Annotated in this window: 26 protein-coding genes; 5 read left to right on the top strand and 21 right to left on the bottom strand. The window is 32.9% G+C overall.

From position 1 onward, the window contains the following. Positions 1–197: 197 nt before the first annotated feature. The 7 genes from CW357_RS13195 to comGA are packed head-to-tail and all read right to left on the bottom strand — an operon-like array spanning position 198 to position 3,962. Positions 198–428 (bottom strand): hypothetical protein, encoded by a 231-nt coding sequence (locus tag CW357_RS13195; protein ID WP_124218288.1) that lies wholly within the window; start codon positions 426–428, stop codon positions 198–200. Then, positions 406–852: a competence type IV pilus minor pilin ComGF gene (gene comGF, locus CW357_RS13190; protein ID WP_124218287.1), complete on the bottom strand. Its 447-nt coding sequence runs from the start codon at positions 850–852 to the stop codon at positions 406–408. Before comGF ends, CW357_RS13195 begins: the two co-directional genes overlap by 23 nt. Beyond that, positions 834–1,136 (bottom strand): hypothetical protein, encoded by a 303-nt coding sequence (locus CW357_RS13185; RefSeq protein ID WP_119416334.1) that lies wholly within the window; start codon positions 1,134–1,136, stop codon positions 834–836. The genes comGF and CW357_RS13185 overlap by 19 nt, the downstream gene beginning before the upstream one ends. Continuing rightward, complete coding sequence (gene comGD / locus CW357_RS13180; RefSeq protein ID WP_119416335.1) at positions 1,126–1,584, bottom strand: competence type IV pilus minor pilin ComGD; 459 nt, start codon at positions 1,582–1,584, stop codon at positions 1,126–1,128. Before comGD ends, CW357_RS13185 begins: the two co-directional genes overlap by 11 nt. Continuing rightward, positions 1,574–1,843 carry a competence type IV pilus major pilin ComGC gene (comGC, locus tag CW357_RS13175; RefSeq protein WP_119416341.1) on the bottom strand — a complete coding sequence of 90 codons (270 nt, stop codon included), beginning with the start codon at positions 1,841–1,843 and terminating at the stop codon, positions 1,574–1,576. Before comGC ends, comGD begins: the two co-directional genes overlap by 11 nt. A 54-nt stretch (positions 1,844–1,897) precedes the next feature. Beyond that, entirely contained in the window at positions 1,898–2,971 is a 1,074-nt protein-coding gene (gene comGB / locus CW357_RS13170) for a competence type IV pilus assembly protein ComGB (protein ID WP_124218286.1), read from the bottom strand. Next, positions 2,943–3,962, bottom strand: coding sequence for a competence type IV pilus ATPase ComGA (gene comGA, locus CW357_RS13165; protein WP_124218285.1), 1,020 nt, complete (start codon positions 3,960–3,962; stop codon positions 2,943–2,945). Before comGA ends, comGB begins: the two co-directional genes overlap by 29 nt. A gap of 280 nt (positions 3,963–4,242) precedes the next feature. Between comGA and CW357_RS13160 the strand changes: the two genes are divergently transcribed. Both CW357_RS13160 and CW357_RS13155 read left to right on the top strand, forming a co-directional pair. After that, positions 4,243–4,938 carry a helix-turn-helix transcriptional regulator gene (locus tag CW357_RS13160; protein WP_119416338.1) on the top strand — a complete coding sequence of 232 codons (696 nt, stop codon included), beginning with the start codon at positions 4,243–4,245 and terminating at the stop codon, positions 4,936–4,938. 143 nt (positions 4,939–5,081) lie between these two features. Next, entirely contained in the window at positions 5,082–5,324 is a 243-nt protein-coding gene (locus CW357_RS13155) for a DUF2626 family protein (protein WP_119416339.1), read from the top strand. 239 nt (positions 5,325–5,563) lie between these two features. On the opposite strand, the gene CW357_RS13150 is transcribed toward CW357_RS13155, so the two are convergent. After that, on the bottom strand, positions 5,564–6,202 hold the full coding sequence (locus CW357_RS13150; protein ID WP_124218284.1) for an MBL fold metallo-hydrolase: 639 nt from the start codon (positions 6,200–6,202) through the stop codon (positions 5,564–5,566). Between the two features lie 300 nt (positions 6,203–6,502). Here CW357_RS13150 and CW357_RS13145 point away from each other — a divergent pair, with 300 nt between their 5' ends. Next, on the top strand, positions 6,503–6,682 hold the full coding sequence (locus CW357_RS13145; RefSeq protein ID WP_119417352.1) for a DUF2759 domain-containing protein: 180 nt from the start codon (positions 6,503–6,505) through the stop codon (positions 6,680–6,682). 85 nt (positions 6,683–6,767) lie between these two features. Here the strand turns inward: CW357_RS13145 and CW357_RS13140 are convergent, their stop codons facing one another. From CW357_RS13140 to rpmG, 5 genes are all read right to left on the bottom strand, one after another. Then, positions 6,768–7,850, bottom strand: a complete 1,083-nt coding sequence (locus tag CW357_RS13140; RefSeq protein WP_371684199.1) for a YqgU-like beta propeller domain-containing protein — start codon at positions 7,848–7,850, stop codon at positions 6,768–6,770. Positions 7,851–8,041: 191 nt separating this feature from the next. Next, positions 8,042–9,925 (bottom strand): LTA synthase family protein, encoded by a 1,884-nt coding sequence (locus tag CW357_RS13135; RefSeq protein ID WP_124218282.1) that lies wholly within the window; start codon positions 9,923–9,925, stop codon positions 8,042–8,044. A gap of 246 nt (positions 9,926–10,171) precedes the next feature. After that, positions 10,172–10,381: a YqgQ family protein gene (locus CW357_RS13130; RefSeq protein WP_119417355.1), complete on the bottom strand. Its 210-nt coding sequence runs from the start codon at positions 10,379–10,381 to the stop codon at positions 10,172–10,174. A gap of 23 nt (positions 10,382–10,404) precedes the next feature. Then, the gene (locus CW357_RS13125) at positions 10,405–10,968 is read right to left on the bottom strand and encodes a 5-formyltetrahydrofolate cyclo-ligase (RefSeq protein ID WP_124218281.1); all 564 of its coding nucleotides are present in this window, start codon (positions 10,966–10,968) and stop codon (positions 10,405–10,407) included. Between the two features lie 67 nt (positions 10,969–11,035). After that, positions 11,036–11,185, bottom strand: a complete 150-nt coding sequence (gene rpmG, locus CW357_RS13120; protein ID WP_010287907.1) for a 50S ribosomal protein L33 — start codon at positions 11,183–11,185, stop codon at positions 11,036–11,038. Between the two features lie 272 nt (positions 11,186–11,457). On the opposite strand from rpmG, the gene CW357_RS13115 reads away from it, so the two are divergent. Then, complete coding sequence (locus CW357_RS13115; protein ID WP_119417357.1) at positions 11,458–11,838, top strand: hypothetical protein; 381 nt, start codon at positions 11,458–11,460, stop codon at positions 11,836–11,838. Then, the gene (locus CW357_RS13110; protein WP_124218280.1) at positions 11,835–12,305 is read left to right on the top strand and encodes an endolytic transglycosylase MltG; all 471 of its coding nucleotides are present in this window, start codon (positions 11,835–11,837) and stop codon (positions 12,303–12,305) included. The genes CW357_RS13115 and CW357_RS13110 overlap by 4 nt, the downstream gene beginning before the upstream one ends. Positions 12,306–12,467: 162 nt before the next feature. Here the strand turns inward: CW357_RS13110 and phoU are convergent, their stop codons facing one another. The 8 genes from phoU to CW357_RS13070 form a co-directional block, all read right to left on the bottom strand. Continuing rightward, entirely contained in the window at positions 12,468–13,124 is a 657-nt protein-coding gene (gene phoU / locus CW357_RS13105) for a phosphate signaling complex protein PhoU (RefSeq protein ID WP_119417305.1), read from the bottom strand. Positions 13,125–13,136: 12 nt separating this feature from the next. Next, positions 13,137–13,964 (bottom strand): phosphate ABC transporter ATP-binding protein PstB, encoded by an 828-nt coding sequence (pstB, locus tag CW357_RS13100; RefSeq protein WP_119417304.1) that lies wholly within the window; start codon positions 13,962–13,964, stop codon positions 13,137–13,139. 16 nt (positions 13,965–13,980) lie between these two features. After that, positions 13,981–14,859: a phosphate ABC transporter permease PstA gene (gene pstA, locus CW357_RS13095; protein ID WP_124218279.1), complete on the bottom strand. Its 879-nt coding sequence runs from the start codon at positions 14,857–14,859 to the stop codon at positions 13,981–13,983. Continuing rightward, entirely contained in the window at positions 14,859–15,806 is a 948-nt protein-coding gene (gene pstC, locus CW357_RS13090) for a phosphate ABC transporter permease subunit PstC (RefSeq protein ID WP_233548163.1), read from the bottom strand. The genes pstA and pstC overlap by 1 nt, the downstream gene beginning before the upstream one ends. Before the next feature lie 63 nt (positions 15,807–15,869). Next, positions 15,870–16,835 (bottom strand): PstS family phosphate ABC transporter substrate-binding protein, encoded by a 966-nt coding sequence (locus CW357_RS13085; protein WP_119417302.1) that lies wholly within the window; start codon positions 16,833–16,835, stop codon positions 15,870–15,872. A 729-nt stretch (positions 16,836–17,564) separates the two neighbouring features. Beyond that, positions 17,565–19,754: a peptidoglycan D,D-transpeptidase FtsI family protein gene (locus tag CW357_RS13080; protein ID WP_119417300.1), complete on the bottom strand. Its 2,190-nt coding sequence runs from the start codon at positions 19,752–19,754 to the stop codon at positions 17,565–17,567. A gap of 281 nt (positions 19,755–20,035) precedes the next feature. Next, a complete protein-coding gene (locus CW357_RS13075; RefSeq protein ID WP_119417299.1) occupies positions 20,036–20,644 on the bottom strand; it encodes a superoxide dismutase in 609 nt (202 codons plus the stop codon). Positions 20,645–20,839: 195 nt separating this feature from the next. Further along, positions 20,840–21,319 (bottom strand): DUF456 domain-containing protein, encoded by a 480-nt coding sequence (locus tag CW357_RS13070; RefSeq protein WP_119417306.1) that lies wholly within the window; start codon positions 21,317–21,319, stop codon positions 20,840–20,842. Positions 21,320–21,359: the final 40 nt, after the last annotated feature.

Raw genomic sequence — 21,359 nt, 5'->3', positions numbered from 1 at the left:
CACCTTCTTACCCATTCGACTGCCTTACAACTAACTATTACTTTTTATTAATAGTAGCATGAACACTAATCGATTCCAATAATTCATTCAAGGATAAGAAGAAATATAAGTAAATTAGAAGATTATGTCAAAATTTTTGACTATATGTTGTAAAAATAAAGATAACTTATATACTTTTTATATTTTCTAACCCACTATTATTGTTTATGTTCTTCTATGATTTCTGTACTTCCATCATTTTTTTCTTTTTCCATGGAGTATAAAACTTCTTTTGTTTGATCGATTGCAGCTATTTTTAATGCATTATACGCACGGTAGCGAGAATCATAAGCAACTCCAGCTGTGAGTAAAATATTGGTACAAAAAGCTAAGAAAATCATAGCTGTCAGCAATAAGAATCCTCTTTCATTCTTCGAAATTTGCGACAATATACTCTCTACTCCTTTCTGTGCCATCATGAAACTTAACATTCATCTTAAGAATATACTCTGAATAATCGAACGTTAATTGAGCAACTCCAAATAATAGTGGTTGATAGCCAAGCCCTCGCCTAAGCTCACCACTCATATTCGAAACACTTAGGTCTCCTCGATCTGTTGAATAAATTATTTTTGATAATTTAGGATTATAAGTAAACATTTCTGAATGTGTTAATTCTTTTTGAAGTTGAAAAGCAAAAAGTTCCCAATGTAAATCATCATTATTAAACATGCCGTTATTTTTTTGTGCATACCATGAAAAAAACAAAAGGAAGAAATGAGCAAAAAGCACTAAAATCATAAGTTGCAATAGCGAATCTAATAATGTAAATCCTTTTTCGCATCGTTGAGATCCTAATTTTTGTTTACACATAGCTTTTCTTCTTGAATACTTGTATACACAACACAAATTTGTTGCTCATCCCCTTCCCAAAAATAAGTAATGTCATCGATCATAATTTGACCTTCATATTTTTTGAACTTTTTAATATTACCAGCAGCATATAGGGCTGCTTCTGCCGCATGCATACTTAACTTTTTTTCATATAACGAAGTTTCGAGACGATAAAACAATGGCAACAATGTCCCGAATATTAGCATGACAATTACAAGTGTTAATAATGACTCTGGCAGCGAATGTCCTTTTTCATTGTACAATTCTCACTCTTCCTTCTCCTATATATACAATTGCTTCCTTATTTCTACCATTCACAGTGAATTTAATTGTTCCAGCTTTTAACACAGTTTGATTTTCGGTATATAATACATGGTCCATATTGCTTTTTAGATTAAATTTTATATTTTCGGGGTATTTTCTTATGACCAAAGGCTTAACCATATCATAACCATTTGCATAAATATGAATTTCCCTTAAACTCTCATAAATATAGAAACTAGCGGGTGTTTGATATTGAAAGGAGAGTGCTTGCGTCATTTCAATATCAGACTTTAACTGTTCCATAAAACGGTTTTCTTCTTGCCTATCCATATATTGCTTTCCAACGTTTATACCAATTGAACATATAAGCATGGTGATTACTAAAACAAGTAACATTTCGATAAAGGTAAAACCTTCTTGACCTTTTAAAAGTTGTTTAATTTGCAACTTCTACTTTACCGTCACTAATGGTAATGTTTTTCCCTTCACAGGCTTTAGAATCACTTGTTTTCAAGTAATCTTTACTTTCTAATTCAGCTACTGTTGCAGGGTATTTACCTTGGTCAATTCGATAAGCTTCTACTTGTCCTTGCACCATTTTGGCATAAGCATCACAACCTTTTTTATCAACAGTTGCAAAATGCTTTGTAACATTTGGTATCGCAATTAAGATAAGCACTGAAATGATAAATAAAACAATAAGCATCTCAATTAGAGTAAACCCCTTTTGGCCGTTTTGTCCCAAAAAACTCCCTCCTTTTTAAACAAGCTCCATCATTTTATACATAGGTAACAAAATAGCTAGATAAGCTCCTAATATACAAAGTGCGACGATAACAAAAAGTAACGGTTGTATTAAAGCTAAAATTCTTTTAATACTATTTTCTGTGCGTTCCGTTAGAAATTCGCTATAGATTTGCAATTCACGTCCTAAGTTCCCACCCTGTTCACCATGTAGAACATGTTCTGAAAATCCTTTATAAAAAAAATCTTCTTGAGTAACAGCATTAGATAAAGAATCTCCATAAAAAATTCTTTGTTTAATCTTTTCAGCTACCTTTGACAAATAAGGTTGCATGGACTGTTTTTGTAATAGCTCTAACCCATCTTGCATAGGCATACCACTCTCGATTAAACCACCAAGTTCATATGAGAGCTGTCTAGTTATTTGCAATCTAAATTGCCGATTAACTATAGGAATTTTCAACAGAAATTCAATTTGATCTTCAATAGTTCTTTTTCTTAACCATTTCCACAATAAAAATAATAAAACTAGTAAAACGATTGCCATTGTGATAAACAAATCAGGCAAATGTAAAAAAAATGCAGATAATTTTAAATCAAGCTGTTTTTCAGTCGTTTGAGAATTCATCATAAATGTCATATTCGGTAGAAAATATGTTCGAAATGCTAAGAAAAGTACTATAAGAAATACAAAAAGAATCGTAGGATAGATCATCAGCTTAATAAGTCTTTGTCTGTTTTGTTCCTTTTTTTCCAGTTGTAACGCAACAGTTTCTAAAGCTTGTACAGTTTTCCCATATTCTTCGGCTACCAATATGGTCATAAGATGAATTTTAGGATAGTTTAACAAATCAAGTACTTCAGTCATTGAAGCCCCATTACGTAATGCTTCCTGTATCTCTATTTCAATATCTGTATTATTTTTCTTATGATGTGGTAATAACATAAACAAAGAATCAGAAAAAGTATAACCTTCTTCTAATAAGACACTCATTTTCTTTAACAATTGTGCTGGCTCTTTTATCCGTTTTTCTTTTATCAAATCAAATTTATCAATCCAATTATTCTTTTGGATGAAGGGTAATAGCACCTAGCTTAACCCCCTTTTCAATTTGACCTTCTAATGTATTTTCTAATGGAAGTTCATAAGTACGACCATATTCGATTGCTCGAAAAGCTTCAGCTAAATAACCATCCGATAACACTTCAAAAACAGCAGTAGCTTTTTGAGTTGACTTCAAATGAACCAATCTTTGGGCAACGACACCTAAAACAGTTTGTTTAAGTTCTTCTAAAGAAATCCCTAAATCTAATAAACGGTATAAACAACCAACAGTATTTTTACTATGCACTGTCGTCACTACTAGATGTCCTGTTAACACGGCCTCGATTGCTATTTGTGCAGTTTCACGATCTCTTATTTCTCCAATCATAATAACATCCGGAGAATGCCTTAGAATTGCTTTTAACCCAACTGCATAAGTTACTCCCGCTCTTTCATTTACTTGTATTTGTAGCAAATCAGATTGGTTGTTTTCAACAGGATCTTCTAAAGAAATAATATGCTTTTGATGCTTTGTTGCTAGATGATGAATAAGAGAATATAAAGTCGTCGATTTCCCACATCCAGTTGGTCCAGTCATAAATAGAATCCCTTGAGGCCTCTCTACAAGTTCGACTAGCTGATTAGCAGAATGAGGAAATAAGCTCAACTCTGAAATTGGTAATGTTCGATTCTGTAACATTAACCGAATAACTAAACTTTCTTTTAAATACACAGAAGGTAAGGTAGAAACACGAAAAGAAATATGTTTGTCATTGAATATTTGCTCGAATGAGCCACTTTGGGGTTTACGTTTTTCACTTATGTCTAATGAGGATAAAAATTTTAAATAAGAAATCATCCGATCTCCTATATCTTGGGGAAGTTGTCCAACTGATTTAAGTTGTCCATATTTTCGAAAATAAACGCTGTACTGCTCCTTCGAAGGCATTAAATGTAAATCAGATGCGCCAAAATCAATAGCTTTTTGCAATAATTGTATCGATTTTTGTTCTATTATTGTTTCAGTAAATGACATTTTACCTCCTCTCTACCAAACAAGTAATGACCGCTCTATACTTGTTAGCAATATTATACATGGTCTATTATGGAAATGGAAGAATATATTGAAACATTTTATTTCATTTATTCTGAAAGTAAAAACATACGAATGGTTTTAGAGATTGTCAAAGTATTGACATTTTTATCTTTAAAATTTCTAAAAAAAATCACATTTTCTTGAAGAATAGTTTTTTTCTACTTTCACAATTGGTATATTGCTATATAATAGTAAGTAATGAAATAGGAGGTGAGTTGATATGTTTAATCAACTTAAAGTTACAAGTACTTTATCTGATGAAACTAGATTTTCCATATACCAATTTATGTTGCAAGAAAAAAAATCATTTTCCGTTCAAGATATTGCTGAAAAATTCAATATTCATCCTAACGTAGCTAGATTACATTTATCAAAGCTTACAGAAATCGAAGTCGTTAGTGCAGAATATGAAAAAACAGGAAAAGGTGGACGACCAGGAAGAAGATATAAAGCAAATGAAAATGGCGTAACCTTATCATTTCCTAAAAGAAATTATGAAGAATTACTTCAATGGACACTCGAAGTTATTGAAGAAATTGGTCCTGAAGCAGATCGCATTGGACAAAAAATCAGTTATAACCACGGTCTAAAAGATATGGAACAACTTATCTTAAGTCATGGCAAAGATCGCTCTCAATTATCGATTGATGAAAAAATGGACTTAATAACAGAAGCAGCATCCCTTATCGGATATGTCCCATCAATTAACGAGGGACCTGAAGGAAAAACAATGTCATTTGCAGTTTATAATTGTCCTTACCATGATGAAATAGGTAAACATTCTAACATTGTATGTAATTTACATGAATCTTATCTTAAAGGTCAATTCGATACATTATTCGATGTAAAAGATTTTGTAAAAATTGAAAGCATGACTAATAGTTGTGATTACTGTACTTATCACGTAAATATATAATATAATATTTAAATTCTTAGGATTTGTGAATTTTTTACACTGTATTGTCACAAACTCTTAGCAACTTGCAGTTTACATGTGTCAATAAAATCATTTATAATGGTTAAGAGATTATTGTGTCGTCGAAAAGGAGGGAACCGTACATGGATAATATGTATAAGGTGCTTGGCTTCTGGACAGGTATTTTCGCAGTTATGTTTTATTTAGGTGGTATGAAAGAGGTTTCGCTATTATTCGTAGCTAACACAGGATTTTTCCTTCTATTAGGCTTCTTAAACCTTACAGAACGTATGTATATGTATATTTTCGGTGCTTACTTAACAGTATTCTTTGCTGGATTCACATACTACGCTACATTCATTCACGTACCAGGTTTAGAACATTAATTGCAAAAAGAGACAGTCATTTGACTGTCTTTTTTTATTTAGTTTTACACTATTGACATATTGTAAAAGATATTTTATTATATAGTCGTAGCTTAACTTTATCCCTCCCATTAATATATGGAGAGAAAACATCCCCTAGATGAAGATAATATCTTCAAGTTGAAGAGGCCCATTTGAGCCTCTTTTTTTAATATCTAAGACATTAAAATAGCAGCCATACTAAATTTGGTGTGTTTCGTTTAAAAGCCGTTTAAAAATGGATTTTGTTCCATTTCTATATCTATTCTTGTTGGGCCGCCATGACCTGGATATATAATTGTTTCTTCATCTAGTGTTAATAACTTATTATGAATGGATGAAAGCAATAGCTTACTATTTCCACCAACTAAATCTGTACGGCCAATACTTCCTTCGAATAATGTATCTCCAACTATCGCAAACCCTTCATCCAAAAATACATAACTAATACTACCAGGCGAATGACCAGGTGTATGCAATATTTTGAATTTAAAATGGCTAATTTCTAATATTTGTTCGCTTTCAATTAAATGATTTGCTGGAGATACTAAAATATCAGGTATTTCCTTATATCGACCAGAACCATTTTGCATTGGATCCTGAAGCCAACTGGATTCTTTTTTATGCAAATATACTGGCACGTTATAAGCATCTCTTACTGCATCCACACCGCCTATATGGTCAAAGTGTGCATGTGTCAATAAAATCGCAACTGGATTTAAATGAAGCTTTCTCAATTGCTTTACTAGCTTCTCTCCTTCACCACCAGGGTCAATCACAAGACATTCTTTATGAGAATTACTAATAATATAACAATTGGCTTGAATAGGCCCTAAAGGATATGTACGAATATTTAACATTTCTTCACCTCAGACCCATTATACAGAAATATTAAAACATTTCTCAAGGCGAAGGCTATTTCAAAAATTGGTTTTATCTATATATCAGACGAAGAAACTTTTAAAATACACCTAAAACAAAATACAAACTGCACATGCTAAAGTTGTAAGTTTCTGTATTTCATAAAAAAGCAACTATTTTATATTACGTTCAAATAACCGTCACATTAAGTTCTCGACAAACAAAACAAATAGCTTTACAATAGAGAAGGAATATTGTTTTACGACATTCATTTTCTGATGTCGAAAGGAGTGTCTATATTGAACTTATTAATGGTTATTTTCGGCCTAGTTGCAATTCTAGGTCTAGTAGGAACAGTGCAAGCTCTTAAAGAAAAAGCTATTCTTGGTGTAATCTTTAACTTTGCAGCGTTCGCAGTGTTTGGATGGTTCGTAGTTATGACTATCCTACATCAAGGTTTCCCACCAAGCCTTCACTAAAATTTGGTATAAAAGAGGGTGCTCCATTTCGGGGCATCCTTTTTTATTTGATCAGTTCTTTACTATTCAGATGATTTAGCTAAATTTAATCTTTTACTACTAACCATTTTTTCTTTTCATAAGGCTTGATAGAAATAACAGTTTCATAATTATTTCCAGAAAGGCAAAGTGTTCCTTTAGCTGAACATATAATTTGCTCATAATTTGGTGATTGTCCAATGGTATGAACACCATTTAAAGAAACATGTACAAGTTTAAAAGGATGCTCACCCTCATCTATTTTCCCATTTTCCATAGGCAATAATACCATCAGTGATTGATCATCCAGCCATTGTACTTCCGGTACAAACCATTGAGCATAATCCGTAACAGCTGGTGATGTCCACTCTTGCTTTTTATTACCTTTTTCTAATACATAACGAAATTCTTCTTTAGTAAAATCCATTGTAACAATCAGAGAAGACTGTTTAAAACAACTTACATAAACTATCTTTTGTTTAGATTCGGACGTTACTTTTCCATTTCTCCAATTGATGGTTGTTAAAGTACCACCGTTAAGTGGATTATTCCCCATTTTGTTTACCCATAATATATTATCAGAGTACCAAGTCCAAAATGGATTGTCAGATTGGAATTCAACTAGTTTGTTTTTGCTTCCATCATATATGTAACTATTATACGAAAAATCATTATTAAAAGCTGATAATCCTACTAAATTTGTGTTATTAGGATTCCAAACTAGAGAGATTTCTTGTGATTTGACGTTAAAATTATGTAGAATTTTACCTGCAACAGTAATTATCGTAACGTTCGCACTTTCTGAGTTATTCGCTGTTTGCACCAGAATCTCTTTCATACTAGGATGAATTAAAACTTGAATAATTGCATCGTCCGAAGTATAAAGAATTTTCTTTTTCCCTGTTTCTAAATTATATCGAACCAATTGCTCCCTATTTTGATGTTGCTCAATGATTAATAAGTCAACCTCAGATAAAAATCCAACAACTGTATGTAATTGTTCTGCCTTTATTTGATATGGGACGATATTCGAGATTGATTTTACGGTATGAATTTTATTGTTCTCAGTTGTTGTTTTATTTTCTTTTGAAATCGACTGTTGTTGACAGGCACCAAGAAAGAGAACTGCAGTCACTAATAGATAAATCATCTTTAACACGTTTTTCACATCCTTTCTGACTATTTCATTATACGATTAAATGATAAAAATTCTAGTATTATATTAATAATTTTTTATCTAGAGAATTTAAATTTATGAAATTTACTTTTTACTAACATAAATGTAAAAAAACCGCATAGCCAGTAATAGCCATGCGGTAATGAATAACTTAAAATCTTATTTTATTTTTTTGCTTCACCCGTTTTGTTGTCGTAGAAACGAAGCAAATCTCCATTGATAATCTTATCAGAGTAATCTAGTTTTTTGTTTGCTTGCTCAATATATGGTGAACATTTAGATGAATCGGTCTTTTGTTCTGTAGCTTTATCGTAACATACTTCGCCAGCATAAACTAATTTATCTGTTACAATACGACCGTCACGGAATGCTACGAAGTCTTTATGGTCTTTTGAGAATAAGTCAGTTCCCATTTGTAAATCATTTTTAGTATCAATACCTAGTAAGTGTAATACTGTTGGTCTAATGTCCATTTGTCCTGCAACTTCATGCATTTGTTTACCTATACCTGAGTTTGGTATATGGATAAAGAATGGTACTCTTTGAAGTTGTGCAGTATCGAATGGTGTAATTGCATCTTTACCTAAATATTGTGCCATAGCTTTGTTATGGTTTTCTGAAATACCGTAATGGTCACCATACATAACAATGATTGAGTTATCATATAAACCAGATGCTTTTAAGTCTTTAAATAATTCTTTTATCGCTTCATCTGTATACCGTACAGTTTGGAAGTAACGATTTACAGTATTATCATCAGAAGTGTAAGGTTTAATCAATTGATCTTCCTCATCTGAAGTGAATGGGAAGTGATTAGATAATGTAATCATGCGTGTATAGAATGGTTGTGGCATTGATTTCATAATCTCTACAGATTGGTCCATATAAGGAATATCTTTTAATCCCCAGTTTGCAGAGTTTTCATCAGTTACATGATAAGATTCTACATCATAGAACTTTTTGATATTGAATGCTTGGTACACTATGTCACGGTTCCAGAAACTCTTATTATTTGCATGTAGTACAGAAGTGAAATAGCCATTTTCGTTAAATCTTTCTGCCATTGAGTTAAAAGTATTACCACTGTTTGTAAAGAATACGGATCCTCGTCCTGTACCATATAATGAGTTTTCTACGATAAATTCTGCATCAGAAGTTTTACCTAATCCAGTTTGATGGTAGAAGTTATCAAAATAAAAAGTATCCTTATCTTTTGTTAGCTTGTTAAGGAATGGTGTTATTTCTTGACCATTCACTTTATTGTTTATAACAAAGTTTTGAGTTGATTCAAGTGAAATAATAATTACGTTGCGTTTTTTAGCAACACCAAAAGTTTTCTTATTATTTTCACCTTGGTTTGATTTCACATAGTTCGTTACATCTGTTAGCTCACTACCATCTGCCATAGCACGTTGAGCGTGGAATTTTGATTGAATGAAAATATCATATAAATGATAGTTATACGTACCAATATTTTTAACTAATAATTCACGGTCAAAACTACGAGTTAATAATTGTGGTCTTTGTGTTTCAGCTAAACCCAAATTCAAGAATAATATAGCAAAAGTTAGCACAAAGTAAGTGCGGCGTAAATTTGGTTTAGTAATTGTAGCTTCTTTAGTTTTAGGTAAGAATTTAACAGCTAGTATTAATAATACAACATCAGTGAAATAGAAAACATCGTACCAGTTAATAGATGATGTAGCTGAGTTTCCTAAATCTCCAAAGTTACTTGTTTGGAATAATACAGGTAGTGTTATAAAGTCATTAAAGAATCTATAAAAAACAACATTTCCGTATACAAGTATTGATAAGATAACACTTGTTGTTATTAAATATCGATTTCTTCTTTTTGCAGTTTTAAAGAATAAAGAAATCCCATATATAAATAACAAGAATGCAAGCGGGTTAATCAATAAGATGAATTGTTGCATTGAATTGTCAATTTCCATATCAAAACTAGATTGATAAGTAATGTATGTCTTAATCCAAGTGGTGATAATAGCGATCACCAATATTGAATGTTTAGGTAGCTTATTGAATTTCATTCCTAACATCCTCCTACTTTCTTTCGTTCGTTACAAAATTAGTTCCATTATGAAAGAAACAAAATATATCTTAATCCTTTTCTAACAATAAAGCAACATTTTTGTTACATAATTATTATTTCCATAATACCGTATTCATTTATCATTATAATAACGAATACATCCAACAAAAAGTTTCATCATTTTAAAAAAGATTAAACCATTTTTAAAAATTCTTTTCAATAGGTCCTTTGTATAATTGAATTTTTATTTTGATGTTATTTCTTTTTCAAGTTTTACAGTTTCTGTTCTTAAGATATGACGGGCTGATTGGAATTCACGTGCCTCGATAAGTCCACCCTTATACAATTCGACTAAATCCATCTCCATTAACTGTAAATCGCCGATTCTGTTTTTTGTGTAAACAAAAGTACCAAATCGTTTTAAAAGTTGCATTACATCATATACTGTTTCCAAGGAGTTAACTCTCCCCTTTCAAATCAATTGCAATTTATAATTTCTTTTTCAGTAATTATTTTTTCAATAGGTACATCATAATCATCTGTAGGGATTTTTTCAACTATCTGCATATGAAAAGCCAAAGAAATGGTCGTTTTATCAAAATCTGACAAAAATCGATCGTAATACCCACCGCCAAAACCTAATCGAAACCCTTGTCTATCAAAAGCAAGACCAGGAACAATTAAACATTCAATCTCTTCCTTTGGAATCTTAGTTGTTAAATGTGGAATTGGTTCTGAAAGTTGCATGTATACAGTTTCAAGTTGTTGAAACGATGTGATTTCATAAAATGTCATTCTTCTAGACTTTGGCTCACATTTCGGTACGACCACTTTCTTCCCTAATGCCCAAAAGGCTTTAATTAAATCCCAGGTCTCTACTTCTGGAAAAGCAGAAAGTGTAATACCGATAATATTTGCATTTTTCACAGCTGATTCTTGAAGTAACATTTTATGTATAAGTTCAGATTTTTCTTTATATGTTTCTTTATTAATTTTTTTTAATTCACTCATAATTATTTTTCGAAGTTCTTTTTTATGCATTATTTTTTCACTCCAACTTCTCTAAAAATGGAAAAAGCCAAAACCACAAAGGTTTTGGCAATGAGCATTATTTTGTTTCACGGTGAAGTGTCATTTTGTTATCACGAGAACAATATTTTTTTAGTTCTAGACGTTCTGGATTGTTACGTTTGTTTTTCTTTGAAATGTAGTTACGTTCGCCACATTCAGTGCAAGCTAATGTAATATTAACGCGCATTGTTATCCCTCCCACTCTATATAAAGAATAAAATGTCTTAGTGAGCATGATTTATACGACTAAACCATTATATCATAATTCGCAAAAAAATCTACTGTCATTTCTAATTAGATTTTGTTATGTTAAAATAAAGTAAAATTCACTCAGTTAAGGTTTTCCTTCGCTGAGAATCAGTTACAACATTCCAGTATTAACGGGCAGTTGCCTCCTAATCTACTGCCCGTTAATATTCGGCTGAATACACAACTAAATAACTACATGAGGTGAACAGAATGGACTTATCTCTCATACTAATCATTGTCGGATTGCTCATAATTTTCGCATCTTTTTTTGTTGGGAAACAATCTAAACAACTTGAGAAGGATGTTGAAGAATTATCGTTAAACTTCTATCAAGAAACCCATCAATTGAAACGGCGTTTAAAAGCCGTTGAGGAGGAATTACTATTTGAGCCTCAATCATTTGTTAAAAAGACAAAAGTTAGTCCTAAACAAACGTCAAAGGCAAATATTAAGGGCATACATCAAATTATAATTAGCCAAGTTATCACTTTACATAAGCAAGGCTATAACACCGAAGAAATAAGTAAACGATCATCCCTATCAACAGAACAAGTACAAGCGATTATTGCTTCTGGGGGAAATCGTTTATGATGAAATCCACAATTCGCTCATTTGGCATTGGATTATTTCTTGCTGGAAGTATAATGACTATCCAAACTCACTTTTTTGAAGAAAACACTCAGAATTCTATAAAAGCTTCAAAAGGATCTGTTGTTATAAAAAAAGAAGAGCTCGATACTTTAAAAGAAGAAGCTGCTGATGCAAAAGAACAACTTGCAAAGATTCAGACAGACTATCAAACTTTAAAAAAAGAAAACACCTCGACAAGTAAAGAGAAAAAGAAAGTCACTACTTATAAATTGGTCATCAAAAAAGGTATGGGGACTACCGAAGTCACAAAAGCTTTAAAAGATGGCGGTATTATAAAGGATGATGGTGAATTAGAACGATACATCATCAATAAGAACAAAGCAAAAGATATTCAAATCGGTGATTATCAATTATCATCTGATATGTCTAATAAAGACATAGTCAAAATCATTACATCCGCAAAATAAGAAAAGATGTTTCATCAGCTAAATTTGCTGTTTGAAACATCTTTTGTGATTTTTGAAACTTCACTACACTGTATGTAAAACTTAAAATTAATTAATTAATTAACGAATTACATTTAAAATGTATGATAAAAAAGAGTTTCCACTATTTACGGAAAACTCCTTTTATGAATTTAGAGCGAATCTTTTTCCTTGGACTATAAAGAATAAAGCTTCAGCTAAATTTGTGGCATGGTCGGCAGCTCTTTCAATATATTTGCATATTAGCGCCAATTGAATTGCATGGCCACTCGAGGATTCGTTAGTCATCATTTTTTCGATAGATGACATTGTTTCTCCATAACAATGATCAATCTGATCATCTCGTAAAGCGATTTCTTTTGCTTTTTCAACATCTTCTTTTACAAAAGCATCCAACATTTCTTTTAACATATTAACAGTCAATTTTCCCATTTCTCGTAATTGCTCTTCTGGATAAGGTTTGGGATTTTCACCTATACGAATTGTTTCTTTTCCAATACTTACGGCATAGTCACCTATTCTTTCCATATCTTGTGCAGCACGGATGAGAGCAACTAATCTTCGTAAGTCTGTGGCTACTGGTTGCTGTTTTGTGATTAAAAGAATAATTTCATCATGAAGATGTTCTTCTAAGCGATTGATGAAACGGTCTTGCTCAATAATAACGATTGCACCGTCCATATTTTTTGAAAATAATACATTCAGCGATTTCTCGAATGCCTGAATTGAACGTTCGCACAATTCAACAAGTAGATTTTGAACACGTTTTAAGTCACTATCGAATTTTTCCCTTGGTGTCATGTTATTTCCTCCTTAGCCAAATCTTCCAGATATATAGTCTTCTGTACGTCGATCTGATGGTGTTGAGAATAATTTATTTGTATCATCAAATTCAATTACCTCACCATTTAAGAAGAATGCTGTTTTGTCAGAAATACGTGCAGCTTGTTGCATATTATGTGTCACAATTATAATAGAATAATTTTGTTTTAATTCTTGAACAAGTTCTTCTACTTTTAATGTTGATATAGGATCAAGTGCTGAAGTCGGTTCATCCATTAAGATGACATCTGGTTCTATTGCCAAACATCTAGCAATACAAATACGTTGTTGTTGCCCTCCTGATAACCCATATGCATTTTGATGTAAACGATCTTTTACATCATCCCAAATAGCCGCACCACGTAAACTATTTTCTACGATTTCATCTAAAATCTTTTTGTTTTTTATACCATGAATTCTTGGACCATAGGCAATATTATCATAAATAGATTTTGGAAATGGATTTGGCTTTTGGAATACCATTCCTACTTTCGTTCTTAATTCTTCTACTTGATAATTTTTATCTAAAATATTTCGTTCGCGATAGATAATTTCACCAGTTGTACGAACAATTGGTACAAGTTCTACCATTCGATTCAACGTTTTAATATAAGTGGATTTTCCACAACCAGAAGGTCCAATAATAGCCGTTACATCATTTTCTATAATATCAAGATTTATATCTTTTAAAGCTTGTTGCTCACCATACCAAAGATTCAAGTTTCTTGTTTGATAAACAGTTTTTTTCTTATCTGTTTGAAGTACCTTAAGATTATCAGTTGAATTTTGCTCTGCATCTTTCACTTGAATTTTTAACATTTTATATCCTCCAATTTTAATAACGTTTTTGGAACTTATTTCGGATGAAAATAGCAATTGAATTTAAAACAATTAAGAATATCAGTAAAACAAGAATCCCTGCTGCTGCGACATGTTGAAATTCTGGTTGTGGACGTTTTGCCCAATCAAATATTTGCATTGGTAAAGCAGTGAATTGGCTTAAAATTCCTTCTGGCAAAAAATGTACGATGACAGGAATACCAATTACAACTAAAGGAGCTGTTTCACCAACGGCCCTTGATAGTGCTAGAATACAGCCAGTTAAAATACCCGGTATCGCAAAAGGTAGTACAACTTTTAAAATAGTCTGCCACTTAGTTGCACCCATACCATATGATGCTTCACGCAATTCATTCGGCACAGCGCGAATTGCTTCTTGAGAAGAAACAATTATGACAGGTAATATCAATAAACTCATGGTCAATCCAGCAGCTAATACACTTTTTCCTAAAGCTAAACTTCGAACAAAAATGGTCAATCCAAGTAAACCAAATACAATAGAAGGAACTCCAGCTAAATTGGAGATATTCATACGTATAAAATCCGTCATTTTGTTTTTAGAAGCATATTCTTCAAGATAAAGAGCTGCACCTATACCAAGTAAAAGTGATACTGGAGCAACAACTGCCATTAGCCAAATCGACCCTATCAATGCTGCCTTAATCCCAGCTTTTTCGGCAAATCTAGATGAGAAATTTCCCAGGAAATCAGCATCTAAATATCCAGAACCTTGTGTAACCATCCGATAAATCAAAATTCCAAGCGTTGCTAAAGCGAACAATGTCGCTAATAGAAAGATCACTTTAAAAAGACCATTGAGGAATATTCGCCCTGACATTCTCTTGATGACTTCTTTTTGATTGATATAATTCATCAGTATTCCTCCTTAAAGCGTTTTGAGATAAAGTGTGCTAATAAATTCATCAGTAATGTGAAGATAAAAAGAGTAAAACCAACAGCATAGATTGAATAATAAATAGTAGTTCCATAACCAGCATCACCGCTTGATACTTGAACGATATATGCAGTCATAGTTTGAATAGAATCAGTAATATTCATGTCGAATTTTGGAGTCGATCCACCAGCTAGAGAAACGATCATTGTTTCACCGATTGCTCTAGAAACTGCAAGTACAATAGAAGAAAGAATCCCTGATATTGCCGCTGGTAGAATAACTTTTAATGTTACTTCTAATTTTGTAGAGCCCAGTGCCAAAGCACCTTCACGAATCGAGTTTGGAACGGAAGACATAGCATCCTCTGATAATGAAGCAATCATTGGTAATATCATGATTCCAATTACGATTCCTGGACTTATTGCATTAAAAATTTTCACTGATGGAATAACAGTTTGAATAATTGGTGTAACAAACGTCAATGCAAAGAATCCATATACAATAGTAGGAACGCCAGCCAAAACTTCTAAAATTGGCTTAATCGTTCTGCGTATTTTATCACTTGCATACTCACTTAGATAAATTGCTGCCGCTATCCCAAGTGGAACCGCTACAACTGCTGCGATCAATGTAACTTTTAATGTGCCAGCGATTAATGGCAAAACCCCATATGCTGGTGAATCTCCAGCAAAAGGTAGCCATTCTCTACCGATTAGGTAATCTATAATATTCACTCTTGTAAAAAACTCAAAAGTTTCAAAAATCAGTGTAAATACAATACCAATTGTCGTTAAGACGGATACTAATGCCGTCAAAAATAATATCTTCGGCATTATTTTTTCCATTAACTTTTTTGAACCTTTGCCTTTTGCTTGTTCGATTAGTTGTTGAACAGATTGCGAATCTTGTTGCTTAAAGCTAACCAATTGAAGTCCCCCTTCAAATGGAATGTGAGTAGCTATTTGCTACTCACTCCCTTTTAACTCTTATTATTTCAACGCTTCTAATGCAGATAAGTCTTTTTGATATATATCATCTGGAGTTTTTACGTAACCAACTGCTTCAGCCATTTCTCCAGCATTTTCAATTGTATATTTCATAAAATCATACATAACAGGGTTGTCTTTTATAGCACTGTTTTTCACATATACGTATAGTGAACGAGAAAGTGGTGTATACTCTCCAGATTCGATTGTGTCATGTGTTGGTTCAACCCCACCAATTTTAACAACTTTTAACTTATCTTTGTTTGCTAAGTAGTATGCATATCCAAAATAGCCAATAGCATTTTTATCTGACTCTACTCCTTTAACTAGGACATTATCATCCTCAGAAAGAGTAACTGATTTTACTAGTTGTTTTTCTTCTAAAATATCATTTACAAAATAGTCATAAGTACCTGAATCTGTACCAGGAGAATAGAATACGATTTTTTCATCTGGCCATTTAGGGTTAATATCTGACCATTTTTTATCTTTACCATCTTCTAACCAAATTTGTTTTAATTGATCGACAGTTAAATCTTCTACCCAGTTATTATCTTTGTTAACAACGATTGAAATTCCGTCGAATGCAATTTTCATTTCTGTATAATCAATACCTGCTTCTTTTAATTTCGCAGCTTCTTCGTCTTTAATTTCACGAGAGGCATTTGAAAAATCAGTTTCGCCTTTTATGAATTTTTCAAAACCGCCACCTGTTCCAGATACGCCTACTGATACTTGAACTTTTGGTTGTTCGTTTGCATATTCTTCTACGATTGCTTCCATAATTGGTGCTACTGTTGATGAACCATCACCTGAAATTTTACCTTCTAATTTTTGACTTGCATCTGCTTTTTGTTCTGTTGAACCGTTATTGCTTTTTGATGCTGAGTCATCGTTATTACCACATGCTCCTAAAAATAATGCAGATCCGATAACTGATGTCATCATTAAGTACTTCCAGTTTTTCATCTGTGTTTGCCTCCCAAAGGAATTTGTATTGTTTATTACAATACTTACTATAATGGGAGTTTGTTGAGGGAATATAAATGGAATGTTAGGGATTATTATGGTTTTGTAAAGGGGATGTAAATTGATATAAATAAATTTAAAAAGCTATCGATTTATCTTTTACTTATATACTTTAGTTCTGATTACGCTTTCTNATTTATCTTTTACTTATATACTTTAGTTCTGATTACGCTTTCTGCGGGCACGGCTTCAGCCTTCTCCCTCGCTACGCTCAGTCCGGGTGCTTCAGCTCGTGCTGTTCCCGCTAGACATTGAATTAGCTTCCTCGAATTTACACCGCACGAAGAAAATGTGAATACATTTTCGAGGACTCGCTGCCTTCCACTCCAATCCACTCTTTTCTCTTCTCTAAAATACTTTTCCCAAAAATTTAAAACCAAGAAACCCATTCATAGCACAATATTGTGGTGCCGAAGGGAAATATGCTTCGGAAAATTAATCAATTTGTAGAGTCTACTTTTATCCTCGAAGAATGTGATTGACCCACAACCTTAAGCGAATACTAAAAATTCTGAGTGAAAAAAAGAGAGAGAAAAAGGCAAATTGCCGTCCAAATAAGACGACAATTTGCCTTTATTGTATTGAATTTCATTTACACAACTAAAAAAGGTAAGTTTCTCAGTTCCCTCAAATGGAATTCACTGTATTTTTATATTACTAAGCATCATTCTACTGTGCAGAATTATTACTAGCGTTTTTATTGTTTGCTCTTTCTATTTTTTGTCCTACGGTTTCTTCTTTATTATTCATTTCTTTCTTTTGTAAAGAGAAATACGTTTCAACAGCTTTACGTGCAATGATATTGTTGATAGCTGTATAACTTTGGCTTGTTGTCACCCATGGAACAACTACAGCATAGGCGATTTCCGGATTTTTGTATGGAGCAAATCCGATATGAGTAATTGTTAATGTTTGAGTGCCATATGCAGCCCTTTTAGGTCCGTAGTATACAACTTCAGCTGTACCTGTTTTACCTGCTGCGTCAAATTTTGCATCTCTAAAGTATGAAGCTGCTGAACCTTGGCTACCAAAATACACTAAATGCATCCCTTGCTTCACATGATCAATTTGAGACTGAGGATTGTTAATCGTATTTAATACGTTTGGTGTAAATTCTTTAACAATAGGTCCTAATTTTTTCCCATCTACTGAAGGTTCACGTACCTCTTTTGCTAAATGCGGTTGGATTCTCTTCCCACCATTTGCAACTGTCGATACATATTGAGCCAATTGTAGTGGTGTAAATGTATCATATTGTCCAATTACTAAATCGAGTAATTTACCTGAAATCGATTCTTCACCTTTAAATCCTGTAAATTCACCAGGTAAGTCAATACCTGTATCCACTCCTAAACCAAATTGAGCATATGAATTACGAATTTTTGTAAAATCATTTGGTTGTACTCTTAAACCACCGTTATACACATAATTAGCTCCAGCAATCTTCATCGCAACTTGGAACATATATGAGTTAGAAGAACGTTCAAGCGCTTGTAAATCTGATAAAGGAATTGCACCAGAACGGTTAAAGATAGAAGATTTTGCTTTTGTTCCAGCAATTTTAATCGGTTTATCGGTTAAGACTTCTCCTGGTGTAATGGCATTTAATGAATAACCAGTAAGTAATGTCGCTGGTTTTACTACTGACCCTACTTCATAAGCTGAAGTAAAAGTACCAATAGCATAATCGTTTATGACAGTTTTACCAGTTTCATCTGTATCTATTTTTTTGCCTACCATTGATAATATTTCCCCAGTATTTGGGTTCATCATGACAAGAAAGGCACGATCTAAAAGACTAGAAGCACCAGTTGCTTTTGCTGTAAGTAATTGCTCTTCAACTAGTTTTTCAAGTTTCTTTTGTAAATTACTATCAATTGTTAATACAAGGTCTTTCCCAGGTGAACCTGGAGATGTTGTTTTTGTTTCGACAACTTGGCCTTTTCCGTTAGTTTCGTTTTTGACAACTGCTTTTTGCCCTTGCAGTAATTCTTCATATTGAGCTTCAATATAACTTTTCCCAACTCGGTCATTTCGTGAGTAGCCACGAGCCAAATAATAATCGAGCTTATCCTTTGGAATCCCTTCAGATGGTGTAGTCGTAGAGCCAAGAATACTTAAATCTGAATTTTTTTGTCGGGCCCAATCTGTTGTTGTATTGACATTTGGTAACTCGTTTAAATGTTCGGATACGATAGCAAATTCCTTATCTGTTACTTTATCACTTTTAATAATTTGAGGTGATAAGTTATACCCTGCTACCATTTTGCTATAAATAGCTAAAACTTGTAAGTCTTCTTTCGTTAAACTTTTCAATTCTGCTTTTGTAATACGATCCCGTACTAATTTATCGAGTTCAGATTGTTTATCAGAAGTAGATAACTTATCGTTTTTATTAATAGCGCTTTGCTCTTTTTTTGAAACTTTTGCATAAGCTTCATCTTTATGAAGAGTAATCCAATAATCTTGCTTATCTCGCAACGCTATTTTACTTGTATCCATTTTAATAAGTTTTGATAACTTTTTAGCTGTTGCTAACATTTCTTCGCTTGTCGTAGATTGCAATTTTGTATAGGTAATTGCATTTTTAGGTTTATTATCAACTAATACACGACCTTGTCGATCATATATTCGACCTCGTGGAACACTAGTGTTTACTGTGACTTCTTCCGTTTGTTCTAATTCTCTAACATAATCTTTTCCTTTTACAATTTGCATATATCCTAATCGTAATATTAAGGCTGAAAATAATAAGAAAATCGAGAAGAACAGTACGTTCATTCGAAAAGAAAGATTTGCACGCTGTTTTGCTTTGACATTGGATGCACGTTTGTTTATATTTTTGTTTTTTTTGCGCATGCTTTTAGCCCCCTTTCCACTCAATTCACAATTAGTAGTATATCATTTTTCTGTGAAAAAACATAAAACATTTTCGCTAAAAAATGAATAATTGCATGCCTTTCAAAGACATAGGGGAATTAATATTTTTCTTGCCTATGTAATTGTAAATTTTTAATATGATCAACAGTAAATAGTAGTAACGAAATACAGAAATATATGCCCATTTTAAACGAGCCCATAAAAATAAGCACGCATCTTACTGACGTGTAAGATACGTGCTTTGTTCCAAGAATAATGGATTATTTTGCAGCAGCGTAACGTTCTGCAACTTTGTCCCAGTTTACAACATTCCAGAATGCTGAAATGTAATCAGGACGACGGTTTTGATAGTTTAAGTAGTAAGCATGTTCCCAAACATCAAGACCAAGTAATGGAGTTTTACCTTCCATGATTGGTGAGTCTTGGTTTGGAGTAGATGAAATTTCTAATTCACCGTTAGCTAGTGATAGCCAAGCCCAGCCTGAGCCAAAACGAGTTTTAGCAGCTGCTGCGAATTGTTCTTTGAAAGCATCGAAGCTACCGAATTTTGCATCGATTGCTGCTGCAAGTTCACCAGTTGGTTTGCCACCTGCATTTGGAGCTAATGATTCCCAGAATAGTGAGTGGTTAGCATGGCCGCCACCGTTATTACGTACAGCTGTACGAACTGCTTCAGGAACAGCGTCTAAGTTAGCAATTACTTCTTCAACTGTTTTACCTTCAAATTCAGATTTTCCTTCTAGAGCAGCGTTTAGGCCAGCTACGTATGTAGCATGGTGTTTGTCGTGATGGATTTCCATTGTTTTTGCGTCGATATGTGGTTCTAATGCATCAAAAGCATAAGGTAAGTTTGGTAATTCAAATGCCATAATAAAATTCCTCCTTGAAATTAAGTAATTATTTACTACATCCATTAGGTTATCAAAATTTATATTTGCGTTCAAATATTATTAACTATATTTTTCAATTTCATCCTTTAGACTGAATTACTATGAATTTTATACAACTAGCCTATTACATAAAAAGATTGAATGTTTTACGCAAAGCCAGTTTTTAGAGCGAATTTACATAACGACCAAAAACAAAACAATCATCACTATTTGTACAATTCCCTTCGTTACTACGGATGTCAAAAAACCAACAAGCGATCCGACTCCTATCTTCAACGACAGTTTAAGAGAACTTTTTGAAAAAAGTAATTCGGCGATTACTGCTCCTATAAAAGGTCCTATTAAAATACCTGCAAACGGTATAACAAACGGTCCTATTAATAAACCAATTGTACTTCCCCAGATGCCTGCTTCTGAACCCCCAAACCTTTTTACACCAAACGCATTTGCAAGTGTATCTGCACCAAATAACAATATAGTAAAAAGAATTTCGCATACCCAGAACCACCAAGGGAATTCACTAAAGCCATGGAATAGTCCATGTATGATAAAGCCTAAAAAAATAAATAAAACAGATGGTATAACCGGATATATTAAACCAACAAACGCAATGATAAAACTTGTAATAACTAAAATCCATGAAAGAATATCCATTAACGCTCTCCCTCGTATATTAGTAGTAAGAGCTCTTTCC

This window comes from Rummeliibacillus sp. TYF005 (assembly GCF_003844195.1).
Classification (GTDB): Bacteria; Bacillota; Bacilli; order Bacillales_A; family Planococcaceae; genus Rummeliibacillus.
The sequence above is the reverse complement of the archived record's forward strand: the minus strand, read 5'-3'. Positions and strand labels throughout refer to the sequence as shown.